This is a genomic window from Chitinophaga sp. SVR4-12A, from assembly GCF_056754765.1.
Genome location: NZ_JBPGWP010000001.1, coordinates 5,184,971 through 5,208,149, shown reverse-complemented (window position 1 = coordinate 5,208,149; position 23,179 = coordinate 5,184,971). Strand labels below are relative to the sequence as shown.

The following is a 23,179-nucleotide window of genomic DNA, read 5'->3' as shown; positions in this document are numbered from 1 at the left end:
TAATGTTTTTTGCACCAGCTTAAAAACTGGCTTTCAGTGAAAAGTTGATGGAACGTGAAGTCGGTGTGGAGAAAGAGTAAATACCCTGTGACGAGTTATTGGAACCGAAGGGACTCGTTTCCGGATCTCCACCGGTGAAGTGCGGACTGTAGATCCACAGGTTACGCCCGGTTACACCAAAGGAAGCCGACTTCAGGAAGCTTCTTGGGAACAGTGATCTCCCGAAATCATAGTTGAAGCTCACCGTACGCAGCTTGATGAAGGTACCATCCTGGATCACTGCTTCCGTGATACCACTCAACCTGCGCCAATAATCCATACCGGTAACAGAGATGGTGTTCGGCTTATTATCTACCACACTGATGCCATCCACTACCCTGTCTGCCCGGTCTTCTGTTATCTTAGGCGTACCATAGAAATAGCCATATCCATCTACGTTATTCTGTATATCACCGCCTTTCTTCATGTCAAACAGGAAGCTCAGGCTAAATTGTTTATATCGCAGGGTGTTCGTCAGGCCCGCCGTCCAATCAGGTGTAATGTTCCCGATATTATTGAGGCTGCCATCAGAAAAAGGCAGGCCTGTTTCATCGGTCATCAGCTTGCCTTGTTCATTCCGCTTAAAGGAGCTACCCGTGATCACGCCATAGGGCTGTCCTACTACGATCGTATTAAACCCATTGGCCAGCTGGTCCATATTGTTATAGATGTACAGCACCTTGTTGTTGATCTTGGTAAAATTGAAAGTGAAATCCCAGCTGAAGTCCTTGCTCACTACCGGCTTTGCGTTCAGTAGTATTTCCACGCCTTTGTTATACATCTGTGCAGAATTCACCACCGTACCGGTATAACCTGTAGAGTATGCAACGGCCACACCGGAGATAAGGCCATTCTTTGTCTTCCTGTCAAAATAAGAAGCTTCCAGGCCGATGCGGTTGTTGAACAGGTTTGTTTCCAGTCCCACTTCAAACTCATTCAGCTGCTCGTTACGCAGGTAGGGATTACCCAAGGTCTGGGCTGACAGGTAACCGGACTGCCCCTGGTAAGGGAAAGTAATAGGCCCCATTCCGGGTAAGCCATCAGGTTTCTGATAAGGCGTGGTCAGTGAATAGGGCTGCACATTATCATTGCCCACTACCGCATAGGATACCCTTACTTTACCAAAGTTGATGATATTGGAAAGCTCCGGCGATAACAGCTCAGAAAAGATAAAGCCGCCGGCTACGGAGCCGTAGGGGTAGAAAGAGTTATCCTGCGACAATACGGAGCTGCCATCGTAACGGCCAGTCAGTGAGAGCACCAGCATTCGCTTATAGTCAATATTGGATTGTGCATAGAAGCCTACCTTTCTCCAGCGGACCGTCTCCTCTGTGTAGGCAATATTGGATGCCTGACCGATGTTCTCAAAATCTACCACGCTCAGGCCTGTACCTGTTGCCTTTTGTGTTTGGCGATATAAAGAGTATACGTTATTACCTAATAACAGGCTCACGTTAAAATCACCGAATGTTTTATTGGCGTTGATGATGAAGTCATGATTGAACTGCCGGAAATTGATGGTCTGCTCAATGATTTTGCCCATAGGATTTGAGTTGGAGCCAATCGCTTCCAGGTATTTATCCTGCTCCGTGTAAAGATCGGCGCCTGCACGTTCTGTGATGGTCAGCCAGTTAAGCGGGCTATAGTTTAAGGTGATCACTGGAATGAACCTGTTCACCCTGGCCCTGTTGGTGATATTCTCTACCGCCCAGTAAGGGTTGTTCCTGGAGTAGCGGTATACCCGTTGTGTTCCGTCAGGATTCAGCTCCGGTTTCGGGTTCCATGAAATTGGCGCGGTATAAATGGTCCAGATCGGGCTTTCCAGCGTATAGCCTTCCGGCGCCCTGTTATTGGTAGAGCTGGAATAATTCAGCTGAAAAGTGCTGTTCAGGTTACTTAATATTTTGGTATTATACTTCGCGAAGAGCGCATGCCGCTTATAATCTGTTTCCGGTACCGTACCTGTCTGGTTAATATAGGAGTAAGACATCAGGTAATCAGCGTTGCCATTGCCGCCGGATACGTTTACCGCACTGGTAGAAGTAATGCCGGTTCTGAAGAAATCCTTAAGCTGGTTGTATTTCTTTGCACGCTGTCCATTGATCATCAGGGTATCCATCAGCGGCCCCCAGGAACTGCTGGTCTTCTGATCTTCGCCGTTATAATAAAGGCCTCTTTCGCCCTGTGCATATTTATCCTGGATCTCGGGGTACCAGGGCGTTTCAAAAGAAAGGTCCTGGGAAATGCCTACCCTTGGCTTCCTGTCAGCATTGCTTATACCGCTTTTGGTAGTGATCATCAATACGCCCCGGGCGCCCGCAGAGCCATACAGGGCAGTAGCAGCAGCACCTTTCAGCACGCTGATATTCTCGATAATAGCCGGGTCAATATCTGCCAGCCTGTTGGTACCAGGCCCCATAGTAAGGTTGCCCGTTTCATCGTTATTGATCTGTACACCATCGACCACGATCAGCGGCTGGTTCTCTCCAAGGAAAGAAGTAGCGCCCCTGATCACGATCCTTGAAGCGCTGCCCGGCGTACCGGAAGCACTGGTGATCTGCACCCCAGGCACTTTGCCGGATAATGCATTCACAATATTAGGCTCTTTGGCGGCAGCCAGCGTGGCGCCTTTCACCTCCTGTGCGCTGTAGGTCAATACACGTTTATCGCGCTTTACACCCAGGGCGGTCACTACCACCTCGTTGAGCTCTTTCTTGTTCTCGGAAAGCGTAATGGTAACAGACGACTGGTTGCTAACCGTCACCTCTGCAGGATCAAAACCTACAGCAGTAGCCACCAGCACGGCAGTCCCGTCATAAGCGATCTCAAATGATCCGTCAGCGTCGGCTGTAGTGCCTTTACCGCTATTCTTGATCTTGATGGTAGCCCCGATAACAGGGTTCCCACTCTTGTCTGTTACTTTCCCCTTTAATGTAACAGACTGGGCATAGGCGTCAATACCCACACAGCATAATATTGCTATGCACCATAGCAAATACGGCTTAAGACTCATGACGATTTAGATTTTAGTTTGGTTATTCGTTTTTCATTGTTCGGGATATACAGCTCCCTGCTGTACCTAAGACATTACAGCAATAAAGCACTTTCAATGGATTTGCCCTCCATTCCAAAAAGAATGATGATGAATTCCCCTTCCCCAGCTAATAAAACTTATAAGGAACGGGATAAAATTATTCATTGCTATAACAAAATACTTCAATGATCTTGGCTTATACTGCCCATATCTTAACCTGTTTGTCAACTATTGGTTAAAATAAGGCAAAATATTGGTAAAGTGTGCTGGTAATGGCATCATTTTTCGGGCTATCAGTAAACTTATACCAGGCTATCAGTCAGCTTATTTTACTGTTATTGATATACTCCTGAACTTTGCAGGCAAAATAAATTTTCAAATGGATCTACAATTAAAAGGGAAGACCGCCTTTGTAAGCGGCTCCACACAGGGAATAGGATTTGCCATCGCCCGGCAGCTGCTACAGGAAGGCGCCAGTGTGATCATTAACGGCAGAACAGCAGAGAAGGTGAACCAGACGGTAGAAAAGCTCTCCCTGCAGGTACCCGGCAGCAGCGTATTGGGCATTGCAGCCGACTTCTCAAAAGCGGATGAAGTACAGCACCTGGTACAGCAGCTACCCGAGGTAGATATACTGATCAATAACGCCGGGATCTTCGAGCCCAAACATTTCTTCGAGATTACAGACGAAGAATGGACCCGCTTCTTTGAAATAAACGTATTAAGCGGCGTACGGCTCTCACGCCACGTGCTGCCCGCCATGCTGAAAAAGAACTGGGGAAGGATCATCTTTATCTCCAGCGAATCCGCCATCAACATCCCCGAGGAAATGATCCACTACGGCACTACCAAGACGGCCCAGCTGTCTATAAGCCGCGGCCTTGCAGAAATGACGCGGAGCACGGACGTAACGGTCAATACCATCCTGCCCGGCCCTACCCGCTCCGAAGGCGTGGAGGAGTTCATCCGGCAGGTGGCCATAACAAAGCAGATCACGCCCGAACAGGCGGAAGTAGAGTTCTTCAAGACCATCCGCCCCTCTTCCATTATCCAGCGCTTTGCCACCGTGACGGAAATAGCCAACCTTGTTACCTATATTGCCAGTCCGCTTTCCTCCGCTACCAACGGCGCTTCACTGCGGGCAGACGGTGGGGTGCTAAAGACGATCTTTTAAAAAGTTGGCAGTTAATAGTGGTCAGTGGTCAGTGGTCAGTGGTTAGTCGTCAGTCGGTAGTCGTCAGTAAATGCAATCGGTGTAAGCCCCAACTAACAACTAACAACTCACGACTAACCACTGACCACTAACGACTGACGACTAACGACTGACCACTGACAACTGACAACTGACCACTATCCTTAACCGCGTATTAACTACTCACACTAGTAGAAAACCCTATTATTGTATTATCATCAAGCGATTTCACACCTGAGGAGGTGTTTGTTTTTGGGTTTTCATAACGTGATTATTAAGATAGCGACCGCCTGTTCAGGCGGTTTCTTTGTTTTATTTGAACCCCTTTCCCCGCCTGTTTGTTAATGTATCTGTATACCTTAAAATACACTTAAAAACGCCTTAAAAATGGTTTTAGCAGCCCCTTGCTACCGTTAACTTTTTCAATTTTGCTATCGATATCAAACGAGGATAAACAATTAGCATGAACCAGAAGATTGTTATTGCTGCGGTGATCCTGCTGCTTACCGGTGGTGGGCGGGCCCTTGCCCAAACAGTGTACACACTGTCCTCCGCTATAGATACGGCCCGGCAAAGCAGTCCCGTACTAAAAGCACAATACATGAACATCGGTATGGCCCAGGCCGATGAGATCACCGCGAAGCTGCGGCCCAATCCCAACCTGAATAATCAGACCCTGCAACTGGCAGACGGCAGCCATTTCCCGGTCAACACCAAGTGGAGCGACAATGTGAACCGCCAGGTATGGTGGCAGTTGACCAAGCCGATACAATGGCCGGCGCAACGTAAATATAAAATTGCAACGGCCACACAGAATATAACAGTGGCCAATAACACTTACCAGGAAAACCTGCGCAACCTCTCTTTCAACGTTGGTAACAGCTGGGTAAACACCTGGGTGCTGAAAAAGAAACTCAGCCTCCTGCAGGAAAGTAAAGCCAACCTGGACACACTGGTAAAGATCAATGAACTGCGGTATAAGAACCAGGTCATTACACAAACAGACCTCGTACGCACGCAGGTATTACTGCAACAATATAACCTGCAGCTGACCAGCTTCTTCCAGGATTACAACAATGAACTGCAAACACTGAAACTGCTCACCGGGACTTCCGACAGTGTAGACATCGATACCAGCAGCCAGGTAGAAAGCCTGCTACCCACCACCACACTCGACAGCCTGATTAACCAGAGCCGCGAGAACCGCTCCGATGTAATGCTGGTAAAAAGCAGCATTGAACAAAGCAGCAGCAATATCAAATACCAGCGATCCCTTTCATGGCCGCAGCCGGAACTGGGAGTTATCTATAACCCCCAGAACTCTGTGCCTTATGTAGGCTTCTTCGGTACTATCAGTGTGCCCATCTTTGACCGCAACCAGGGACAGATTAAAAAGGCAGAGATCCAGAAAGCCCAGGCAGAACAGGAGCTGCAGGCTACCCAGCTACAGGTGCAGACAGATGTAAGTACCGCCTACCGGACCTACGAAGTACAGAAACGGAATATCAGGCAGTACCAGGGCATCCTGCAGCAATCCCAACAGATCCTGGATAATGTAAAATATGCTTACCTCCGCGGAGGCACTACCATCATAGATTTCCTGGATGCGCAACGCAACTGGTACGACACCCGCCTGCTGTATTATGATGCGCTGCAATCTTATTATCAAAGCTATCTGCAACTACTATTTGCCACCGGCCTTATTAATCAACTGTAAACAATGAAGAGGACAACAACATATCTTTTAGCCGCAAGCCTGTTCTTTACCGCATGCTCGCGCAAAAAGAAAGAAACACCAGCCGCTGTAGACCCGGTGCCTGCCATCACAGATGACGGCCGCCGTATCGCCTTTCCTGACACCGCCATGGCATCGTTCTTCCGTACGGAAGCTGCTGGAGACTCTGCCCTCGCTGGCGAGCTCCATGCCCCCGCCAGTGTGGCCGCCACCGTACTGCCCTCACAGGAAGGCGCGCAGCACATCGTACTGTTTAATAATCCTGACCTGGAAAGCAGCTATACACAACTCATCCAGCATCTCGTGAACATCGCGCACATACAGGATATCAATATCAAACAAAAGAAGATAGAGCTGGAACGCACACAGGACCTCTACAACCATGGCGCGGCCACCGGTAAGGATCTGCTGGACGCACAGGCCGCTCTCTCCATGGAACAGACCAACCTGGCCAATGAAAGGGCCGCTATCATTGAGCACGAGGCCAAACTGAAAGCAGGAGGTTTTGAGCCCGCCGCTTTACGTGCAGCCGTTCCAGGTACCGTGTACGTGATCTGCGATATCCCGGAAACACAGATCAGCAATGTGAAAGAAGGCAATACCTGCACTGTGTTGCTGCCCTCCTTCCCGGATATGCCGATGACAGGCAAAATAGAGAACGTCGCAGATGTAATTGATAATACCACCCGCATGGTGAAGCTGCGTATCCGCATCACCAACCCCGGCAGCCAGGTAAAGGCTGGTATGTTTGCCACCGTATCCTTCCCTGTTAAAGCCGTTTCGCAGGGCAGCAATATCAGCATCAACAAAGCAGCGCTCATCACTGCACAGGGACGCAGCTATGTTTTTGTAAAGACCAACCCTACCACCTTTGAAAGAAAAGAAATAAGCACCGGGCAACAGATCGGCGAACGGGTAAGTGTATATAAAGGCCTCTTGCAAAACGAACAGGTGGTAGTGAATGGCGTGATGCAATTAAAGGGTCTCAGTTTCGGATATTAAAAAAACAGCTGCTGGCTTTTAGCCGTTAGCATTTAGCTACCGGCCATCAGCTAACAGCCAACAGCTAAAAGCTAACAGCTATGCTACAAGCCCAGATTTACATTGACAAAGATGAAGTATTCGGTTCCCACCCTCTCTATGAATACATCATGGGTTTCCTGCTCCGTCATAAGATAGCAGGCGCCACCGCCTTCAGGGGCCATATCGGCTTCGGTGTACATCACCACCTGAAAAGGCCTGATAACTGGTTCAGCTTTGATGAGCCGCCTGTGCTGATCACCTTCATCGACGAAGAAGAGAAAGTAAGGAATGTGCTGAAAGCACTACGCAAAGAAGTGAGCAGCGGGTTTATAGTAGTAAACCAGGTGGAACACATTTAATAGTCGTTAGTCATTAGTGGTTAGTCGTTAGTAGGTAATCGCTCTGTTACTAATGACTAATGACTAACGACTGTCAACTAACGACTGTCAACTGACAACTTACAACTGATAACTAACATAGATGATCAGGAACTTATTAATATTTTCTCTGAAGAACCGCTGGGCGGTTATACTGATGGGTATAGCCCTGATGGGCATCGGCTACTGGTGTTTCACCATGCTGAAGATAGAGGCCTACCCGGATATCGCGGATACCAACGTCATCATCGTTGCCCAATACCCTGGCCGCGCTGCCGAAGAAGTAGAACAGCAGGTGACCATCCCCATTGAAAGGGCCTTACAGAATACGCCTAATGTGCTGGACCGCAGAAGCCGCACCATCTTTGGCCTGAGCGTGGTACAGCTTACCTTCAAGGATGGCACCGACGATTATTTTGCCCGCCAGCAGGTGAACGAGCGCCTGGCCACTGCAGAACTGCCGGACGGTGTATCACCGGAACTGGCGCCGCTTACCACCGCCGTAGGCGAGATCCTGCGCTACGTGGTGGAAGCCCCTCCTTCCTACACACCTACCGACATCAGGGACCTGCAGGACTGGGTGATCAAACCCTATCTGCTGCAGGTACCCGGCATTGCTGATATTACCACCTTTGGCGGCCCGCTGAAAGAATACCATATACTCACATCGCCCGACAAATTGCGTAAATACGGCATCTCCATGCAGGACGTCGTAGATGCCGTACAAAAGAATAACCAGAACACCGGCGGTAATATCATCGCCCGTGGCGAACAGGGTTTTGCCGTACGCGGGCTCGGCGCCGTAAAATCAGAGAAGGATATAGAGAACATCGTGCTCACGGAAGCCAATGGCATGGCCGTGTTCCTGCGTGACGTGGCCACCGTTGAAATAGCGCCCCCGCCACCCAGCGGCGTAATGGGCTATACCATTAAAAGCGCGGGCGTGAACTCCAGCAACGGGGTGGAAGGCATCATACTCTTACGCCGCTACGAAAATCCCAGCGAAGTATTAAAACTGCTGAAGCAGCGAATGGCCGACCTGGAGAACGATGAGCTGCCCAAAGGCGTAAAGCTGCGTACCTTATACGACCGCAGCTTCCTGATAGACCACTCGCTTGAAACAGTGGGCAGAACGCTCTTTGAAGGAGTATCCATCGTGATCATCATCCTGGTGTTCTTCCTGGGCAGCCTGCGCAGCGCACTGGTAGTAGCCCTCACCATTCCTTTCTCACTGCTCTTTGCATTCATACTGATGCGGCTTACCGGTATCCCGGCTAACCTGCTTTCCCTGGGCGCGATCGACTTCGGTATCATTGTAGACGGCGCCTGCGTGATGGCAGAGCACCTGATACGAACCTACCGGACGGCGCCCCCCGAAGAGAAGAAGCGTGGCATTATCGCATTGACGCTCCTCTCCGCACAGGAAGTAGGCCGTGAGATATTCTTCTCCGTTACCATCATCATCCTGGCTTATATGCCTATCCTGCTGATGACACGTGTGGAAGGCAAGCTGTTCTCTCCAATGGCTTTAACACTGGCATTTGCGGTAATAGGCTCTATGCTGGCAGCGCTGACACTGATCCCCGTGCTCATTTCCTTTGCCTATAGAAAAGCATTCAGCGGTGAAGGAAAGCCTTTGAAAGAACATCGTAACATCGTGCTCGACTTCCTGGAACGCAGTTACAGCAATGTGCTGCGCCGTGTGCTGAAGCGGCCTAAAGCTACCGTGATAGGCGGCTTTGCCGTAGTGCTGCTGCTGATAATGGTTGGGAGCCGCTTAGGTACGGAGTTCCTGCCGGAGCTGGATGAAGGCTCTATCTTTTTGCGTGGCAATTTTCCCGCGGGTATCACCATCCAGGAGAATGCGAAGTATGCGCCTAAGATCAGGGAGATCATCAGCAAATACCCGCAGATAGATTTTGTGATCACGCAAACCGGCCGTAATGATGATGGCACAGACCCTTTCCCTGCCAACCGTAATGAGATCCTGGTAGGACTCAAGGAATATAAACTGTGGAGCGATACCATCTCGAAAAAAACACTGGTGACCAACATACGGCGCGACCTGGAAAAGGCCATGCCAGCCGTGCACTTCTCCTCCGGCCAGCCGATCATCGACCAGGTAATGGAAATAGTGACCGGCAGCGCCGCTGATCTGGCCATTTCCATCGTAGGCGACGACCTGACCATGATGCGGGCCAAGGCAGATACCATTGCTGGTATTGTTAAACACATGCAGGGTTCCGAATCCGTGAACATTGAACAGGAAGGTCCGCAGGAACAGATCGCCATCAACATCAACCGCGAGAATGCGGCCCGCTTCGGCATCAACGTAGCCGATATACAGAATATGATCGAAGCGGCTATCGGCGGTAAGGCCATCAGCACCTTATACGACGGCACCAAACGCTACGACATCGTGATACGCTACCTGCCGGAGGATCGCAGTAACATTGAGGCTATCCAACACCTCCAGGTAACGGCCGCCAGCGGTGCGCTGGTGCCTATGAACCAGCTGGCGGATATACAGTATGTACAGGGACAGACCAACATCTACCGTTACAACAACAAACGCATGATCACCGTGCGTACCAACATACGCGGCCGCGACCAGGGTGGTTTTGTAAATGAGATCAGCAGGAAGATCAACGCACAGCTGCATGTACCTAAAGGCTATGCTATCATATACGGCGGGCAATATGAGAACCTGGAAAGGGCCAGCAAACAGCTTTCCTTTACCATCCCGCTCACGATCGTAATGGTGTTCCTGGTGTTGTTCATGCTGTTTCGCAACATGCCGCATACTATTGTCACCATTAGTTGTATCTTCTTTGCCATGGCGGGCGGTATCACTGCCCTCTTCATCAGGGGATATCATTTTAACGTATCGGCAGGGGTGGGCTTTGTGAGCATCTTTGGCATCTCTGTAATGGCGGGCGTGCTGCTGGTGTCGGCCATCACCCGCTTAAAGTTCAACAGCGATCACGATCTGCAGCAAAGTATATACCTTGCCTCCAAAGAACAGCTCAGGGCTATTCTCTCAATCCTGATAGTGGCTATCGCGGGCCTGATCCCGGCGGCTACTTCCTCCGGTATCGGTTCTGACGTACAGCGCCCCCTGGCCACTGTTATTATCGGCGGTCTTACCAGCACGCTGTTGTTCGCCCCCCTGATCATTCCTCCTTTATACTGCTGGGTGGAGAAAAACAGGGCGGGCAAAAAGAAAACGGAAGAAGCGGCTGAGCTGTAATGGCTTACATTAAAACCGGATACATTATGAAGAAGCACCTTTGTTTTTATACCTCAAAAGTGCTACCTTTCATCTTCGTGTGATCCTTTTACGTTTTAACCTCTTCTAAATGAAAAGAACCGCCCTTATTACTCTCATGGTGGGTGCGCAGGTTGCCTTACTTTCCTATGCCGCAGGTGAAGCAGGTATTCTTGGTGTTAAAGCATATTTTCAAATGGGAATTGCCGGTGTTGGATTAATGATCCTGGCTGCCGGGTATTTTCTGATTAGCTTCCTGGCCGAATGGGCCAGGGAAACTGATCTCTTCAGAAGGATCCTATAAGGGCAGCTGTACCGTATTAAACCAGTAAGAATAGATCATTCCGGCAAATTGTATCAGGTCCGTAAAGTTGGTGGGCTTGATCATGTAGCTGTTAACGCCCAGCTCATAGCATTTTGCAATATCTTTTGCGGCGGTAGAAGTGGTAAGAATAACAATAGGCAGTAATTTCAGCGTCGTGTCTTCCTTAATCGCACGCAGCGCTTCTCTCCCGTCTTTTTTAGGCATGTTAAGGTCCAGTAAAATAAGGCTGGGAAAAGGATACTGCGCTTCTTCCTGGTATTTTCCCTGGCGGTGCAGGTACTGCAACAGCTCCTCTCCGTTCTCCACGAAGGCTATTTCGACGTCTGCGGCATTCTCCTCAAAAGCCACTTTTATTAGTTCCCGGTCATCCGCATCATCATCTGCTATCAGAATACACTTACGGCTTTGTTGGCCGTTCCCGTTAATGATCATTTTTCAGTTCAAGGTTTGAGGCTTAATTTACAACAATTGTTGGTTGCTCAGTACGCTTTTCGCTTAGTTGACAAAAAATTTGATGATAATTTATCTGGAAGACTGCGATCATTGTTTCCGTAACCTGGCCAGTTCTGCAAACAATTCTTTTTCCTTATCTGTAAGGTGTTGAGGAATATGTACTGTTGCGGTCAGGTACAGGTCCCCGGGTTGAGACGCATTGTTATAGTCCGGCATACCCATACCTTTTAAACGGAATACCCGCCCGCTGTCTGTTTCCGCAGGAATGTTCATATTCAGCGGACCACCCAGTCCCTGAACGGTTAATTTGCCTCCCATCACGGCGGTGTAAAGATCCACGTCCACGTCGCCATATATGTCCTTCCCCTTCAGTTCAAATCCGGGATGCGAAGCCAGTTTGATGCTGATCAGGAGGTCGCCGTTCTCACCGCCCCTGCCGGGTGCACCTTTACCTTTCAGCCGTATCACCTGTCCGTCGTACAGGCCCGGGTTCAGTTTGACATTCAGGCGCGAGCCATTTACAACTATTTGACGGGTACCGCCCTTATAGGCGTCTTCCAGGGGTACTTCCATGGTGGCAGTCAGGTCTTGTCCGCGGCTGCTGCGTGGCCTGCCCTGACGGCGTCCGCCCCCTCCTCCAAACTGGCCGAAAAGCTGCTCGAAGAAATCGGAGAAATGTCCGCCTTCATTACCAAAAATGTCTTCCGGGTTTCCCTGGTACGAATAGGTATGTCCGCCGGCGCCCCATTGTCCCCAGTCAAAATCCTGGGACTGGCCGCCATAACGTTCATAGTTGCGGTAATTCTCTCCCAACTGATCATACTTCTTCCGCTTCTCCGGGTCACCCAGTACTTCATAAGCTTCACTGATCTCCTTGAACTTTTCCTCTGCCGCTTTGTCACCCTGGTTTTTATCAGGATGGTACTTGACAGCCAGCTTGCGGTAGGCTTTCTTAATGTCTGCCTCCGATGCGCTCTTCTCTACTCCCAATACTTTGTAATAGTCTTTGAAGTCCATATGCTGGGTGTATCAATAAGTATACCACCCCCCTTATGCTGTCACTTTTACCGAAGGAGAACAGCATGATCCTTATGTTCTGCTGAAAAGAAAACCACCCCTCCACTGAACTAAATGCGCTGCCCGTTGTTCTATAATTACTAGCCCGATTCTGACTGTAACAAACGCTATTCAACTTAAACTGTATCTTATGGATTGGGACGAAATTTTGAATCCGTTATCGCCGCTGTATAAGGAAGCGATGTACGAACAGGAGCAGCTTGTCAACCTGCAGGACGGCCTGATTGCTGCCACCAAAAGCATGATAGAGAAAGTGTATCCGCAGATCTATCACCTGGAATCGGCTGGTTATAAAGAGCTGGAATCCGTTATCATCACAGAATGTGTGAAGTTTTCCTGTAAGATCAACGAGGTCATCAACAGATACCATATTTGCGAATAACAAGCAAGCGAGCTAATACCTGTTACTCCACTTTGCAGCTAATCCGTTTCGCATTTATGCCTGCCACAATGCCATAGCCATTCTGTATGTTGGAATACACCTTTACTGCCTGCCCGAGCACATTGGTGCTGTCCTGACTATTTTCCAGCTGGCTGTTAACCGAGCGGAGATATTTATATCCGCCCTCCGTTAATGCGCAGACCTCTGCTATCAGGTGGTCAAAGTTCACGTCGAATCTTGTATGCAGCACCAGCTGCAGGGCGCTGCCATTGATCCGATCATCGTTGATCAATACATCCCTGTAGTAGGTATCGCTCATGAGGTCGGCGAATTGATTGCTGAGAGAAGGATCTACCCTGAACTCCAGTTTTTCCACAGGGCTCAACACGCCATTTACCGTATCTGCCCGGTAGATGCGTACACGGTAGTAGTTCTGCTCCCGGCCGGGATCAGCTAAAACAAAACGAACGCTGTTACCTGTTCTTCTCACAAAGAGATCACGTATATCCGGTTGTGCAGGCATGGTGTCTGATCCGTTCACGGCGGTCAACCCCGTCGCGGAAACGTTTATCTGGTAGCGCTTCCCCGGCCGGGCCGGTGTAGCTGATACAAAATATCCGCGGCCGCCTATCACCTGCCAGTTGAGCGGTGCAAACGGCAAACCGTTCTCCAGCAGCGTTACCTGCGCCTGCGCCAATTCTTTGAAGGCGAGATCATTGAGGATGGTAGCCGGTTGGCTCTGCGTTACACGGATGTACACCGGGCTGTCTGCCTGGATGAAAGTGTTCACTACTATTTTGTCGCCTTCATAAGGCAGCTCCACGTTTGCCCTCTTTTCACAGGCCGTGAACAGGAATATACTTGCCAACATACCAGCGATGATGATACGCATAAACGCTTGCTTTTAAAATTTGATCGCATACGTGAGGCTGGGAAGGATCGGTAATAAGGTCATCCTGGTTACATATCTTTCCTGCCGCGCCTCATCTGTCTTCAGGTAATAATAGTATGGGTTCTGCTGGTTATACACGTTGTATACGCTCAGGTTCCAGCTTTTGGTCCAGTGTTTCTTCTTTTTGCTATAGATAATGCCCGCATCCAAGCGGTGGGTGGCTACTGTTCGCAGGTTGTTGCGCTGGCCCATGGCATCTATCCGCGACGGATATTCCAAACCGGGCTCGTAAGGGCTGGATCCGCCGATGCCTTCATAACTGGCCGTAGGCAGTGTAAGCGGCATACCGGTAATAAACTGCCAGCTGGCAGAGAATTCCCAATGTTTTCCTAGCTGCTGCACGAAGGTAAACTCCAGGCTGTGCCGGGGATCATATTTATAGGGAAAGGTCTGGCCTTTATTCACTTCGGCAAAGGTGCGGTTGCTCCAGGCCAGGGTATAGCCAATCCATCCCCTGGTGTTGCCCTGCTTTTTTTCCAGCAGCAGTTCTGCACCATAGCAACGTCCCTTACCGATGATCACCTGCTCATCCCAGTTTCTTCCTGCTGAATTGAAGACATCCGCATCCTCCGTATATTCGATCACGTTATTCATTGTTTTATAATATCCCTCCAGCGACAGTTCATAACCGCCGTTGTGCGTGGTTTTGGCCACGCCCAGCGTAAGCTGTTTAGATAACATCGGCTTCACCTTCCCGGTAGAAGGTACCCACAGATCAGTGGGAAGATTAGTACCGTTATTGGTGAGCAGGTGTAATGGCTGGCTCATATGTGTGTAGGCCAGCTTCAGCGCCCAGTTGGCAGGCAGCAGGTAACGCAGCCCCAGCCTGGGTTGTATGGAATAATAAAAGCGCTTGTCTACCAGGAAACCTGCCACATGCACACCGGTATTCAGATGCAATGATCTGGCCAGTTGCCAGTCATCTTCTGCATACATATTCATTTCAACACCTACGGTATTATAGTTGTTATAAGAAGTATCCGGTGAAGACTGGGTATCAGAATGATCTTCAAAAAAGTAAGTGCCCGGTTTGAAGATATGCGTGGTAGCGCCTAAGCCAAATTTAATGGCATGCTGCGGGCTGGGCCGGTAATCAAAATCGATCTTACCTACCGCGTTCTGGATACGGGAATGATATTTACCATACAGGTCTGATCTGTCATCAATGCTGATGTCATCATACCGGTAGCGGTAGCTGGTTAAAAAGAAATACTGTGAGTAGTTGAATGTGAGATTGGAAAACAACTGCCGGTTAAATACGTGGTTCCAGCGCAGGGTACCGGTGAGGTTGCCCCAACCCAGTTTGAAGTGGTTCTTTATTGTATATTTCTTTGTGGCAGTATCCTGTTTGCTATTATCATATTCACGGTCTATGATCACGGCGTCCTCGCCGCCGAATGCGCTGAGGTAGATGCGGTCTTTAGGAGAAAAGATGTGATTTACCTTAACGTTCACATCGTAAAAGAATGCAAACACATCGCCGTCCTCTCCTTCGTCTTCCAATGCTGCGTCAATAAAGGGCTTGGCCAGTATATCCAGGTAAGAACGGCGGCCGGAGATGATGAAAGAGGTTTTATCTTTCCAGAGCGGCCCTTCCACCATGAACTTAGCAGCGATGGTGCTGAGAGACACTTCTCCGTGATATTCCTTCATATTACCGTCTTTCATCGAGATGTCTACTACTGATGACAGGCGGCCGCCATAGCGTGCCGGGAAAGCGCCTTTATACAGGGAAGCATTCTTTACGATGTCCGGGTTAAATACGGAGAAGATGCCTAAGATATGTTCTGAATTAAATACAGGCGTGCCATCCAGGAGGAACAGGTTCTGGTCAGGACTGCCTCCCCGCACGCTCATGCCGCCAATTCCTTCTGCACCGCCGGTAACGCCGGGCAGGCTTTGTATGGTACGCATCACGTCGGCCTCTCCCAGTAATTTAGGCAGGGCCTTTACATCATTGACGGGGATATTCACTTTGCTCATCTGGGTCTGCTCCTGCAAACGGACCTGCATGTTCTCTCTTACTACTACTTCCTGCAGGCTGTTCAGGGGTTGCAGGGCCATGCTCACCTGCCGGTTGCCGGTGGCGGGTGGGTTATACCGCTGCGGGACATAGCCAATATAAGAGGTGACGAGGCTACTGGTATCCTTTTTTAAAGTGAGGCTGTAAAAACCATACTGGTTGGTAACGGTGCCCGCCTGCTGCGCAGGACAGTAAACCGTGGCCCCAATCAGCTTTTCGCCGGTACGGCCATCCTCCACATAACCGCTGATAGTACGCACGGGCGTAACTTTCACCGTAAGCACTACCTGGTTGCCTATACGGTTATACGTAATGTCGTAAGGCTCGAACAAGGCGGCCAGCACTTTTCTGAGCGGCTTGTTGCGCATGGAGATAGTGACCCGGCGGGAAAGGTCTACCAGGTCGCGGCTATACGAAAAATGGATACCATATTCTTTTTCCAATACCTGGCAAGCGACCAGCAGGGGCTGATCTTTTAATACCAGCGTCACCTTGGTATGCCAGTCCCAACCCAACACCTGCACCGGGAAACTACACAACAGGATCCCCAGCAACAGTTTTCCGCTAAAAGACATAAACGAAGGGATAATTTGATGATCAACGGTTCTGACTACCTACAGCACTTTTAATGGACAGCACGGAGACAAAAATAGTAATTACCCGCGTGATTGCGAGACTCTTACTCCATTCGCATCATGGGAATCGCGGTATCCACACATTTAATTTTCTATATTTGCATCACACATGTATAATCTTATCAAGAAATTATTGTTCCGTTTCCCACCGGAAAATATTCACCATGGCGTAATGCGTGGTCTCAAAGTAGTGCACGGCCTGCCCCTTGGCAGCAAACTGGTAAATGCATGGTGTAACACCAAAGTGAAAGGCCTGGAAAGAGAATTATGGGGACTGCACTTCCGTAATCCTATCGGCCTGGCAGCGGGCTTTGACAAAGATGCTAAGTATACCGACGAACTGGCCAGCCTCGGGTTTGGATTCGTGGAGATCGGTACCGTGACGCCCCTGCCGCAGCCTGGTAATGATCAACCCCGCCTTTTCCGCCTGCCGGCAGACCAGGCGCTGATCAATCGTATGGGCTTTAACAATGAAGGCGCCGTTGCCGCCGCCAAAAGACTGCAGAAACGTAAATCCGGCATCATCATCGGCGGTAACATCGGCAAAAACAAACAGACTCCCAACGAAGAAGCTGTCAGCGACTACGAAAAGTGCTTTCACGCCCTGTTTGACGTAGTGGATTATTTTGTGGTGAATGTAAGCTCGCCCAATACCCCCAACCTGCGTGCCCTGCAGGAAAAAGAACCGCTTAAACAGCTGCTGCATCACCTGCAGCTGCTGAACACACAAAAAAGTAAACCCAAACCTATACTGCTGAAAATAGCACCTGACCTCAACCACGAGCAGCTGGACGATATTATCGAGATCGTGCAGGAAACCGGCCTCGCCGGAATTGTGGCCACCAATACTACCATCAGCCGGGAAGGATTGCAAACGCCCGCAGAAGAGGTAGCCAATATAGGCGCCGGCGGATTGAGTGGGCTGCCCGTAAAAGACAAATCGACCGCAGTGATCAGATACATTCATGAACGCTCCGGCAAAAAGATCCCCATTATTGCTGCCGGCGGTGTGTTCACCGCTGCGGATGCGCGGGAAAAACTGGAGGCTGGTGCAGTACTTGTACAGGTTTACACCGGGTTCATATATGAAGGGCCTACCATTGTAAAGAAAATTTGCGCAGGTTTAGCTAACAAATAAATTATCATGGAACACTTGTTCACTACGGAATCGCTCATCAGCTTATTAACCCTGGTGCTGATGGAAATTGTACTGGGTATAGACAACGTTATTTTTGTATCTATTGTCATGAACCGGCTGCCTGAAGCCAAACGCCTGCAGGCCCGCCGTATCTGGATGTTCACCGGCATCGGGGTACGTATCATCCTGCTGCTGTGCATCGGCTACATCGTGCGCGCCAAAGACCCCATTTTCTTTTTGGGTAGCCACGGCTTCAGCCTGCGTGACCTGATCATGCTGGGCGGCGGCCTTTTCCTCCTGGTAAAGACCACCCGCGAGATCCACCATAAACTGGAAGGGGAGGAAGAAGTGACCATCAAAGGCGGTGGCCAGAAAGGCGCCACCCTGCTGAACGTGGTAGGCCAGATCATCATTATTGATATGGTGTTCTCTTTTGACAGTATCATTACCGCTGTGGGCCTGGCCCAGCATATCCCCATCATGATCGTTGCCGTGATCATCGCCATGATCGTAATGTTCCTGTTTGCTCCCCGCATCAGTGATTTCATTCACAAACACCCTACCCTGAAAATGCTGGCCCTCTCCTTCCTGGTGATGGTAGGCGCCATCCTGATCATTGAAGGCTGGAGTGCGGAAAAGGCACATGAATTACAGCTGAAGAATTACGTATACTTTGCTATGGCGTTCTCTTTTGCCGTGGAGCTGCTGAATATGGCGATGCGGAAGAAGGTGGCGAAGCCGGTGGAGCTGAGGGAGCCGAAGGTGAAAGAATAATTTGAGGTTTGAAGTTTGAAGTTTGAAGTTTGAGGTTTGAAGTTTGAGGTTTGAAGTTAGTTAGAAGTTAGAGGTTGATGGCTAGTATCCTGGCTCAGCATAACTGTTCTGAACTTCAAACGTTTAACCAACCTCAAACCTCAAACTTCAAACCTCAAACCGTTACAAGCTGTTAACCGCATTCATTAATGTACACGCTACTACCCCTGCCGTTTCCGTTCTCAATCTCGTATTCCCCAATGACACCGGCCGGAAACCCTTTTCTAAAGCCAAACTTATTTCGGCCGGGGTAAAATCCCCTTCAGGGCCTATTAGTAGCAACGTATCTTTGCCTGCCTGCATGGCCTGCTGCAGATGCAGCTTCTGATCCGGCAAGCAGTGCGCAATGAACAGTTGCGGGATATTGTTTTCCTGTACCAGTTTATCAAATGTCACCGGGACAGACAGCTCCGGTAAGTAATATTGCTGCGACTGCAGCATGGCAGACACCAGGATATTTTCCAGCCTTTCCTGTTTAAATTTCTCCTTTTCGGTACGCTGGCTAAGCAGGGGAATGATGCCCGACACCCCTATTTCAGTGGCTTTTTCGAGGAACCATTCTATGCGGGAGGCATTCTTGGTAAATGCAATGGCAATACGAAGGGCCGGCGAAGGGGCCGGTACCGTTTCACACTGCTCTATTTGTAGCTCACACTTTTTACGGTTGTCGTCTGTGATCCGGGCGGTGAATTTGTTTCCGCGGCCGTTAGCCAGCAGTACCTGCTGCCCCTTTTCCCTGCGCAATACCTGGATGCAGTACTTGGAGGTCGGTTCGTCCATTACATAAGAGGCGGCGTCAGGCGCCAGGTCTTTGGCGAAGAAAACGGGTAATTCCATGCTGAAAATTAGTTTTTTCCGGTTTTAGCTGGGCAAAATTCGGGAAAAATAGGGGGAAGTTGTAGGTATTCCCTGCACGGATGTTTATGACCGTCCTGTTATTTATTTGTATCTGCTAGCTATATGAGTTGTAGATGTCTGGTATCTTTAAAGATACCGAACATCTACCCGTCAAGTACCAGGGAAGTACCGGACATATACCGGACATCCGGGGTGTAGACCGCTATAGCAGTGCATTCCGGGCCGATCTGGATAGGGAGTGGCCGGGGCAGACATAGGAAGTCGCCCGGGCCGAACACCGTAAATCATCGATAAAATATTGGAAATGAAAGGGTTTAATACTGCGGTCAGCTGCAGTAAACCAGCGGCAGGACCTTTAAATATGCTTTTTCGTTTTTACCTGGAAGCGCACAAACAGCAAAACCGATGCGGTTAATAATCCCAGCAATAGTCCCCACCAGATGCCCTGGATGCCAAAACCGAGGTGAATGCCCAGCACATAACCAATGGGCAGGCCCAGGCCCCAATAGGCCAGGAAGGTAATAATAGTAGGCACCTTTACATCTCCCATACCCCGCAGTATGCCGAGGCCAACTACCTGGGTGCCGTCAAACAGCTGGAAAAAGGCGGCGATGATCAGCAGGGCGGCGGCGATGTGGATCACGTCCGGTTCATTGATATACATACGGGGAAGCAGGTGGTTGCCCGCCATAAATACCAGGGCGGCGGCGCCCATCAGCACCAGCACCATATGGTAGCTGGCAATGGCAGAAAGGCGCAGCTCCCGGAATTTTTGAGCGCCCAGGTAATTACCGCTTTTAATACCTGCGGCGGCAGACACACCGCTGGCCATCATATAGGTCATGGTAGCCAGGCTGATGGCAATCTGGTGGGCGGCCAGTTCCCTGGCGCCTATCCAGCCAACCATGATCACGGCCCCACTGAAAGCGCTTACCTCGAAGATATACTGGAGCGCCACCGGGGCGCCGATGCCAAGGATCTTTTTGATCGTGGCCCGGGAGATCTCTTTAAAACGGAATTGCTGCAGGTAGGGTTTGAAACGGGGCGCTTTCAGCACGTATACCGCCATGGCGAAGCCCATGAGCAGGCGGTCTGTCAGCGTGGCGATGCCTACCCCTATTACCCCGAGGCGGGGCAGGCCAAAGAGACCGTACACCAGGCTGATGCCGATCAGTATATTGATCACGTTTCCGATAATGCTGATGTTCATGGCCTGGCGGGTAAAGCCCAGGCCCTCTGCAAATTGCTTGAAAGAAAGATAGACCATCAATGGCAGGAAAGAAACCCCCAGGAACTGCAAAAAAGGCCTGGCTTGTGCTACCACTGCAGGTGGCTGGTCCAGCAGCTGTATATAATGGCTGCCGGTAATGATAACGGCGCAGAGCAGCAAACCCGTAACCAGGTTGATGATCAGGCTCTGGCTTAGCAGTCCGCCGCATTCGGCTTTGTTGCCCCGCCCATTTGCCTGTGCGATGAGGGGAGTAAGCCCGTATGACATGCCGATACCTGTGACCAGGAAGATGGTGAAGATGCTGTTACCCAGTGATACGGCTGCCAGCGGCACTTCGCCGGTATGACCGATGATGATGCTGTCTGACAGTCCCACCAGGGTATGTCCCAGCTGGGAGATCACTACAGGATAGGCTAAACGGAAATTGTCCTGGTAATATGGTTTATACTTTTGCCACATGATGCTGTAAAATACCAAATCCCAAATTCCGAATTCCAAACAGACGTGAAGATCGTCTGGAATTTTGAATTTGGGATTTGCTCTCTTTATACTTTCCCTTTTGGAATTTGGTATTTAAACTTTGGAATTTTAGAAAGGGGCGTCTTCCAGGCCTTCGTCTTCGAAGTCCATATCGTTCATCTTAGACCCTTTCTGGATGTACAGTTTGGCTTCATCACCGCCGCCGTGGCCCTGGTTACGCATCCCTGCAAAGGCGCTGCTGCTGCCGCCACCGCCGCCGGGGTTCTCTACGCTGCCATCGTCTTCAAAACGCTGGAACTCCAGTACGGCGCGCAGCTTGATGGTATCCAGCTGACCGTTACGGTGTTTGGCTATACGAACGTGGGTTTCACCCTTGTTGGATTCACCCATTTCATTGGAGGTGATCTCGTAGTATTCAGGACGGTAAAGGAAGCACACCATGTCGGCATCCTGCTCGATAGCGCCCGATTCACGAAGGTCGCTCAGCTGGGGCATTTTGTTGCCGTCTTTACGTTTTTCCACGTCGCGGCTTAACTGCGACAGGGCGATCACGGGTACGTGCAGTTCTTTTGCCAGGCCTTTCAGGTCGCGGGAGATCTTACTGATCTCCTGCTCGCGGTTGGAGTTACGTCCTTCACCGCCGCCACTCATCAGCTGCAGGTAGTCGATGATGATGATACCTACGCCGTTATTGTGTACCAGCCTGCGGCATTTGGCGCGCAGCTCAAAGATGTTGAGGGCCGGGGTATCGTCTATAAAGATGGGCGCTTTGGCCAGGCGTTCGATACCATGCGTCATCAGCTTCTTCATCTCGTATTCTTCCAGCTTACCACGGGTGATCTTTTCCAGCTTGATCTCCGACTCGGCGGAGAGGATACGCTGTACGATCTGCCCGGAGGACATTTCCAGTGAGAAGATAGCGGCGCCTTTCGGGAAGCGGGGATGCAACGCTGCATTCCTCGCCAGGTTGAGGGCGAATGCGGTCTTACCCACGGATGGACGTGCCGCCAGGATGATCAGGTCACTGGGCTGCCAGCCGTAGGTTACCTTGTCGAGTGTTGGGAACCCGGATGGTACGCCGGTGATATCATCGCCTTTGTTACGAAGGTCTTCAATACGTTTCATAGTGTTCACCAGCACCCTGTCGATAGAATCGTAGTTCTTACGGAGGTGGCTATTGGTGATCTCGAACAGTTTGGATTCTGCTCCGTCCAACAGGTCAAATACGTCGGCGGTATCTTCGTACGCCTCGCTCAGTATTTCCCCGGAGATACGGATCAATTCACGCTGTATGAACTTCTGAAGAATGATACGCGCGTGCGCTTCAATGTTAGCTGATGATACTACCGTGTTGGTAAGACGGGTCACATAAAATGGCCCCCCTATCATTTCCAGTTCGCCGGAAGATTTGAGCTCTTCCACCACCGTGAGGATATCCACCGGCATAGACTTGGCGGCTAAACGCTGCATGGAGGAGAATATCTTCTGGTGCGCTTCTACGTAGAAGCATTCGGGCTTCAGGATCTCGATCACTGTATCAAAAGCGCCCTTCTCCAGCATAATGGCGCCCAGTACAGCTTCTTCCATATCCTTGGACTGAGGGGGTATTTTTCCATATACCATGGAGGACACATCAATGGACGGTTTCCTACGTACATTACGGTCTTTCTTTAGATTGAGATCCATTTATATTGTAAAAAGTTAAAAAAAATGAACGAAATCGATTACTGTCATGACTTTCTATGCCCCCGGCACTACACAATTTTTTCTGTACCCGTGTTAAGTCATCTTTAATTAATTGTAAACTTTTTTGAGCCGTAAAAACTAAGGTAAAGGCATTTTTCCATTAAAGCCGTACGATGACCAGATTATATTTATCAAACCAAAATCACAGGTTGTTCACACGCAAAATGTCAGTTATCCACTGACTGGCATCCGGTTATCCACGAAACAATGTAAAAATACCCTGTAAAGTTCCGATTATTCACACACTTTGTGCAAAAAGATTTTCCACAATTTGCTTGTACGGTAATTCACATAGGCACCAAAAAAGTAGGTGGTTTGACGTTTGAAGTTTGAGGTCTGAGGTTCGTTAAAAGTTAAAAGTTCAATACAAGTATACCGGCCAGGCAACTGCTGCGACC

The 23,179-nt window shown here is 49.8% G+C and carries 18 protein-coding genes; 10 read left to right on the top strand and 8 right to left on the bottom strand.

Features of this window, described 5'->3' with window-relative positions:
- Positions 1 to 19: 19 nt before the first annotated feature.
- On the bottom strand, positions 20 to 3,052 hold the full coding sequence (locus ACR9Y8_RS21175; RefSeq protein ID WP_481215248.1) for a SusC/RagA family TonB-linked outer membrane protein: 3,033 nt from the start codon (positions 3,050 to 3,052) through the stop codon (positions 20 to 22).
- Positions 3,053 to 3,452: 400 nt separating this feature from the next.
- Here ACR9Y8_RS21175 and ACR9Y8_RS21170 point away from each other — a divergent pair, with 400 nt between their 5' ends.
- The 6 genes from ACR9Y8_RS21170 (at position 3,453) to ACR9Y8_RS21145 (ending at position 10,972) form a co-directional block, all read left to right on the top strand.
- The gene (locus ACR9Y8_RS21170; protein ID WP_481215247.1) at positions 3,453 to 4,247 is read left to right on the top strand and encodes an SDR family NAD(P)-dependent oxidoreductase; all 795 of its coding nucleotides are present in this window, start codon (positions 3,453 to 3,455) and stop codon (positions 4,245 to 4,247) included.
- 481 nt (positions 4,248 to 4,728) lie between these two features.
- Positions 4,729 to 5,982, top strand: coding sequence for a TolC family protein (locus ACR9Y8_RS21165; RefSeq protein WP_481215246.1), 1,254 nt, complete (start codon positions 4,729 to 4,731; stop codon positions 5,980 to 5,982).
- A gap of 3 nt (positions 5,983 to 5,985) precedes the next feature.
- Positions 5,986 to 7,002: an efflux RND transporter periplasmic adaptor subunit gene (locus tag ACR9Y8_RS21160; protein ID WP_481215245.1), complete on the top strand. Its 1,017-nt coding sequence runs from the start codon at positions 5,986 to 5,988 to the stop codon at positions 7,000 to 7,002.
- Between the two features lie 80 nt (positions 7,003 to 7,082).
- Entirely contained in the window at positions 7,083 to 7,382 is a 300-nt protein-coding gene (locus tag ACR9Y8_RS21155; RefSeq protein WP_481215244.1) for a DUF190 domain-containing protein, read from the top strand.
- A gap of 121 nt (positions 7,383 to 7,503) precedes the next feature.
- A complete protein-coding gene (locus ACR9Y8_RS21150) occupies positions 7,504 to 10,650 on the top strand; it encodes an efflux RND transporter permease subunit (protein WP_481215243.1) in 3,147 nt (1,048 codons plus the stop codon).
- 109 nt (positions 10,651 to 10,759) lie between these two features.
- Positions 10,760 to 10,972 carry a hypothetical protein gene (locus ACR9Y8_RS21145; protein WP_481215242.1) on the top strand — a complete coding sequence of 71 codons (213 nt, stop codon included), beginning with the start codon at positions 10,760 to 10,762 and terminating at the stop codon, positions 10,970 to 10,972.
- Here the strand turns inward: ACR9Y8_RS21145 and ACR9Y8_RS21140 are convergent.
- Positions 10,967 to 11,425, bottom strand: coding sequence for a response regulator (locus ACR9Y8_RS21140; RefSeq protein WP_481215241.1), 459 nt, complete (start codon positions 11,423 to 11,425; stop codon positions 10,967 to 10,969). The two genes, ACR9Y8_RS21145 and ACR9Y8_RS21140, sit on opposite strands and share 6 nt — an antisense overlap.
- Positions 11,426 to 11,533: 108 nt before the next feature.
- Complete coding sequence (locus ACR9Y8_RS21135) at positions 11,534 to 12,463, bottom strand: DnaJ C-terminal domain-containing protein (protein WP_481215240.1); 930 nt, start codon at positions 12,461 to 12,463, stop codon at positions 11,534 to 11,536.
- A 190-nt stretch (positions 12,464 to 12,653) separates the two neighbouring features.
- Between ACR9Y8_RS21135 and ACR9Y8_RS21130 the strand changes: the two genes are divergently transcribed.
- Positions 12,654 to 12,905, top strand: a complete 252-nt coding sequence (locus ACR9Y8_RS21130) for a hypothetical protein (protein WP_481215239.1) — start codon at positions 12,654 to 12,656, stop codon at positions 12,903 to 12,905.
- A 22-nt stretch (positions 12,906 to 12,927) separates the two neighbouring features.
- On the opposite strand, the gene ACR9Y8_RS21125 is transcribed toward ACR9Y8_RS21130, so the two are convergent.
- Positions 12,928 to 13,797 carry a DUF4249 domain-containing protein gene (locus ACR9Y8_RS21125; protein ID WP_481215238.1) on the bottom strand — a complete coding sequence of 290 codons (870 nt, stop codon included), beginning with the start codon at positions 13,795 to 13,797 and terminating at the stop codon, positions 12,928 to 12,930.
- Positions 13,798 to 13,809: 12 nt separating this feature from the next.
- The gene (locus ACR9Y8_RS21120; RefSeq protein ID WP_481215237.1) at positions 13,810 to 16,455 is read right to left on the bottom strand and encodes a carboxypeptidase-like regulatory domain-containing protein; all 2,646 of its coding nucleotides are present in this window, start codon (positions 16,453 to 16,455) and stop codon (positions 13,810 to 13,812) included.
- Between the two features lie 169 nt (positions 16,456 to 16,624).
- Between ACR9Y8_RS21120 and ACR9Y8_RS21115 the strand changes: the two genes are divergently transcribed.
- Positions 16,625 to 17,653: a quinone-dependent dihydroorotate dehydrogenase gene (locus ACR9Y8_RS21115; protein WP_481215236.1), complete on the top strand. Its 1,029-nt coding sequence runs from the start codon at positions 16,625 to 16,627 to the stop codon at positions 17,651 to 17,653.
- Positions 17,654 to 17,659: 6 nt separating this feature from the next.
- A complete protein-coding gene (locus ACR9Y8_RS21110; RefSeq protein WP_481215235.1) occupies positions 17,660 to 18,427 on the top strand; it encodes a TerC family protein in 768 nt (255 codons plus the stop codon).
- A gap of 162 nt (positions 18,428 to 18,589) precedes the next feature.
- Here ACR9Y8_RS21110 and ACR9Y8_RS21105 read toward each other — a convergent pair whose 3' ends face one another.
- Positions 18,590 to 19,303, bottom strand: a complete 714-nt coding sequence (locus ACR9Y8_RS21105; protein WP_481215234.1) for an RsmE family RNA methyltransferase — start codon at positions 19,301 to 19,303, stop codon at positions 18,590 to 18,592.
- 134 nt (positions 19,304 to 19,437) lie between these two features.
- Here ACR9Y8_RS21105 and ACR9Y8_RS21100 point away from each other — a divergent pair, with 134 nt between their 5' ends.
- Positions 19,438 to 19,581 carry a hypothetical protein gene (locus tag ACR9Y8_RS21100; RefSeq protein WP_481215233.1) on the top strand — a complete coding sequence of 48 codons (144 nt, stop codon included), beginning with the start codon at positions 19,438 to 19,440 and terminating at the stop codon, positions 19,579 to 19,581.
- A 98-nt stretch (positions 19,582 to 19,679) separates the two neighbouring features.
- Here ACR9Y8_RS21100 and ACR9Y8_RS21095 read toward each other — a convergent pair whose 3' ends face one another.
- Positions 19,680 to 21,014 carry an MATE family efflux transporter gene (locus tag ACR9Y8_RS21095; protein WP_481215232.1) on the bottom strand — a complete coding sequence of 445 codons (1,335 nt, stop codon included), beginning with the start codon at positions 21,012 to 21,014 and terminating at the stop codon, positions 19,680 to 19,682.
- A gap of 129 nt (positions 21,015 to 21,143) precedes the next feature.
- On the bottom strand, positions 21,144 to 22,721 hold the full coding sequence (dnaB, locus tag ACR9Y8_RS21090; protein WP_481215231.1) for a replicative DNA helicase: 1,578 nt from the start codon (positions 22,719 to 22,721) through the stop codon (positions 21,144 to 21,146).
- Between the last annotated feature and the right edge of the window lie 458 nt (positions 22,722 to 23,179).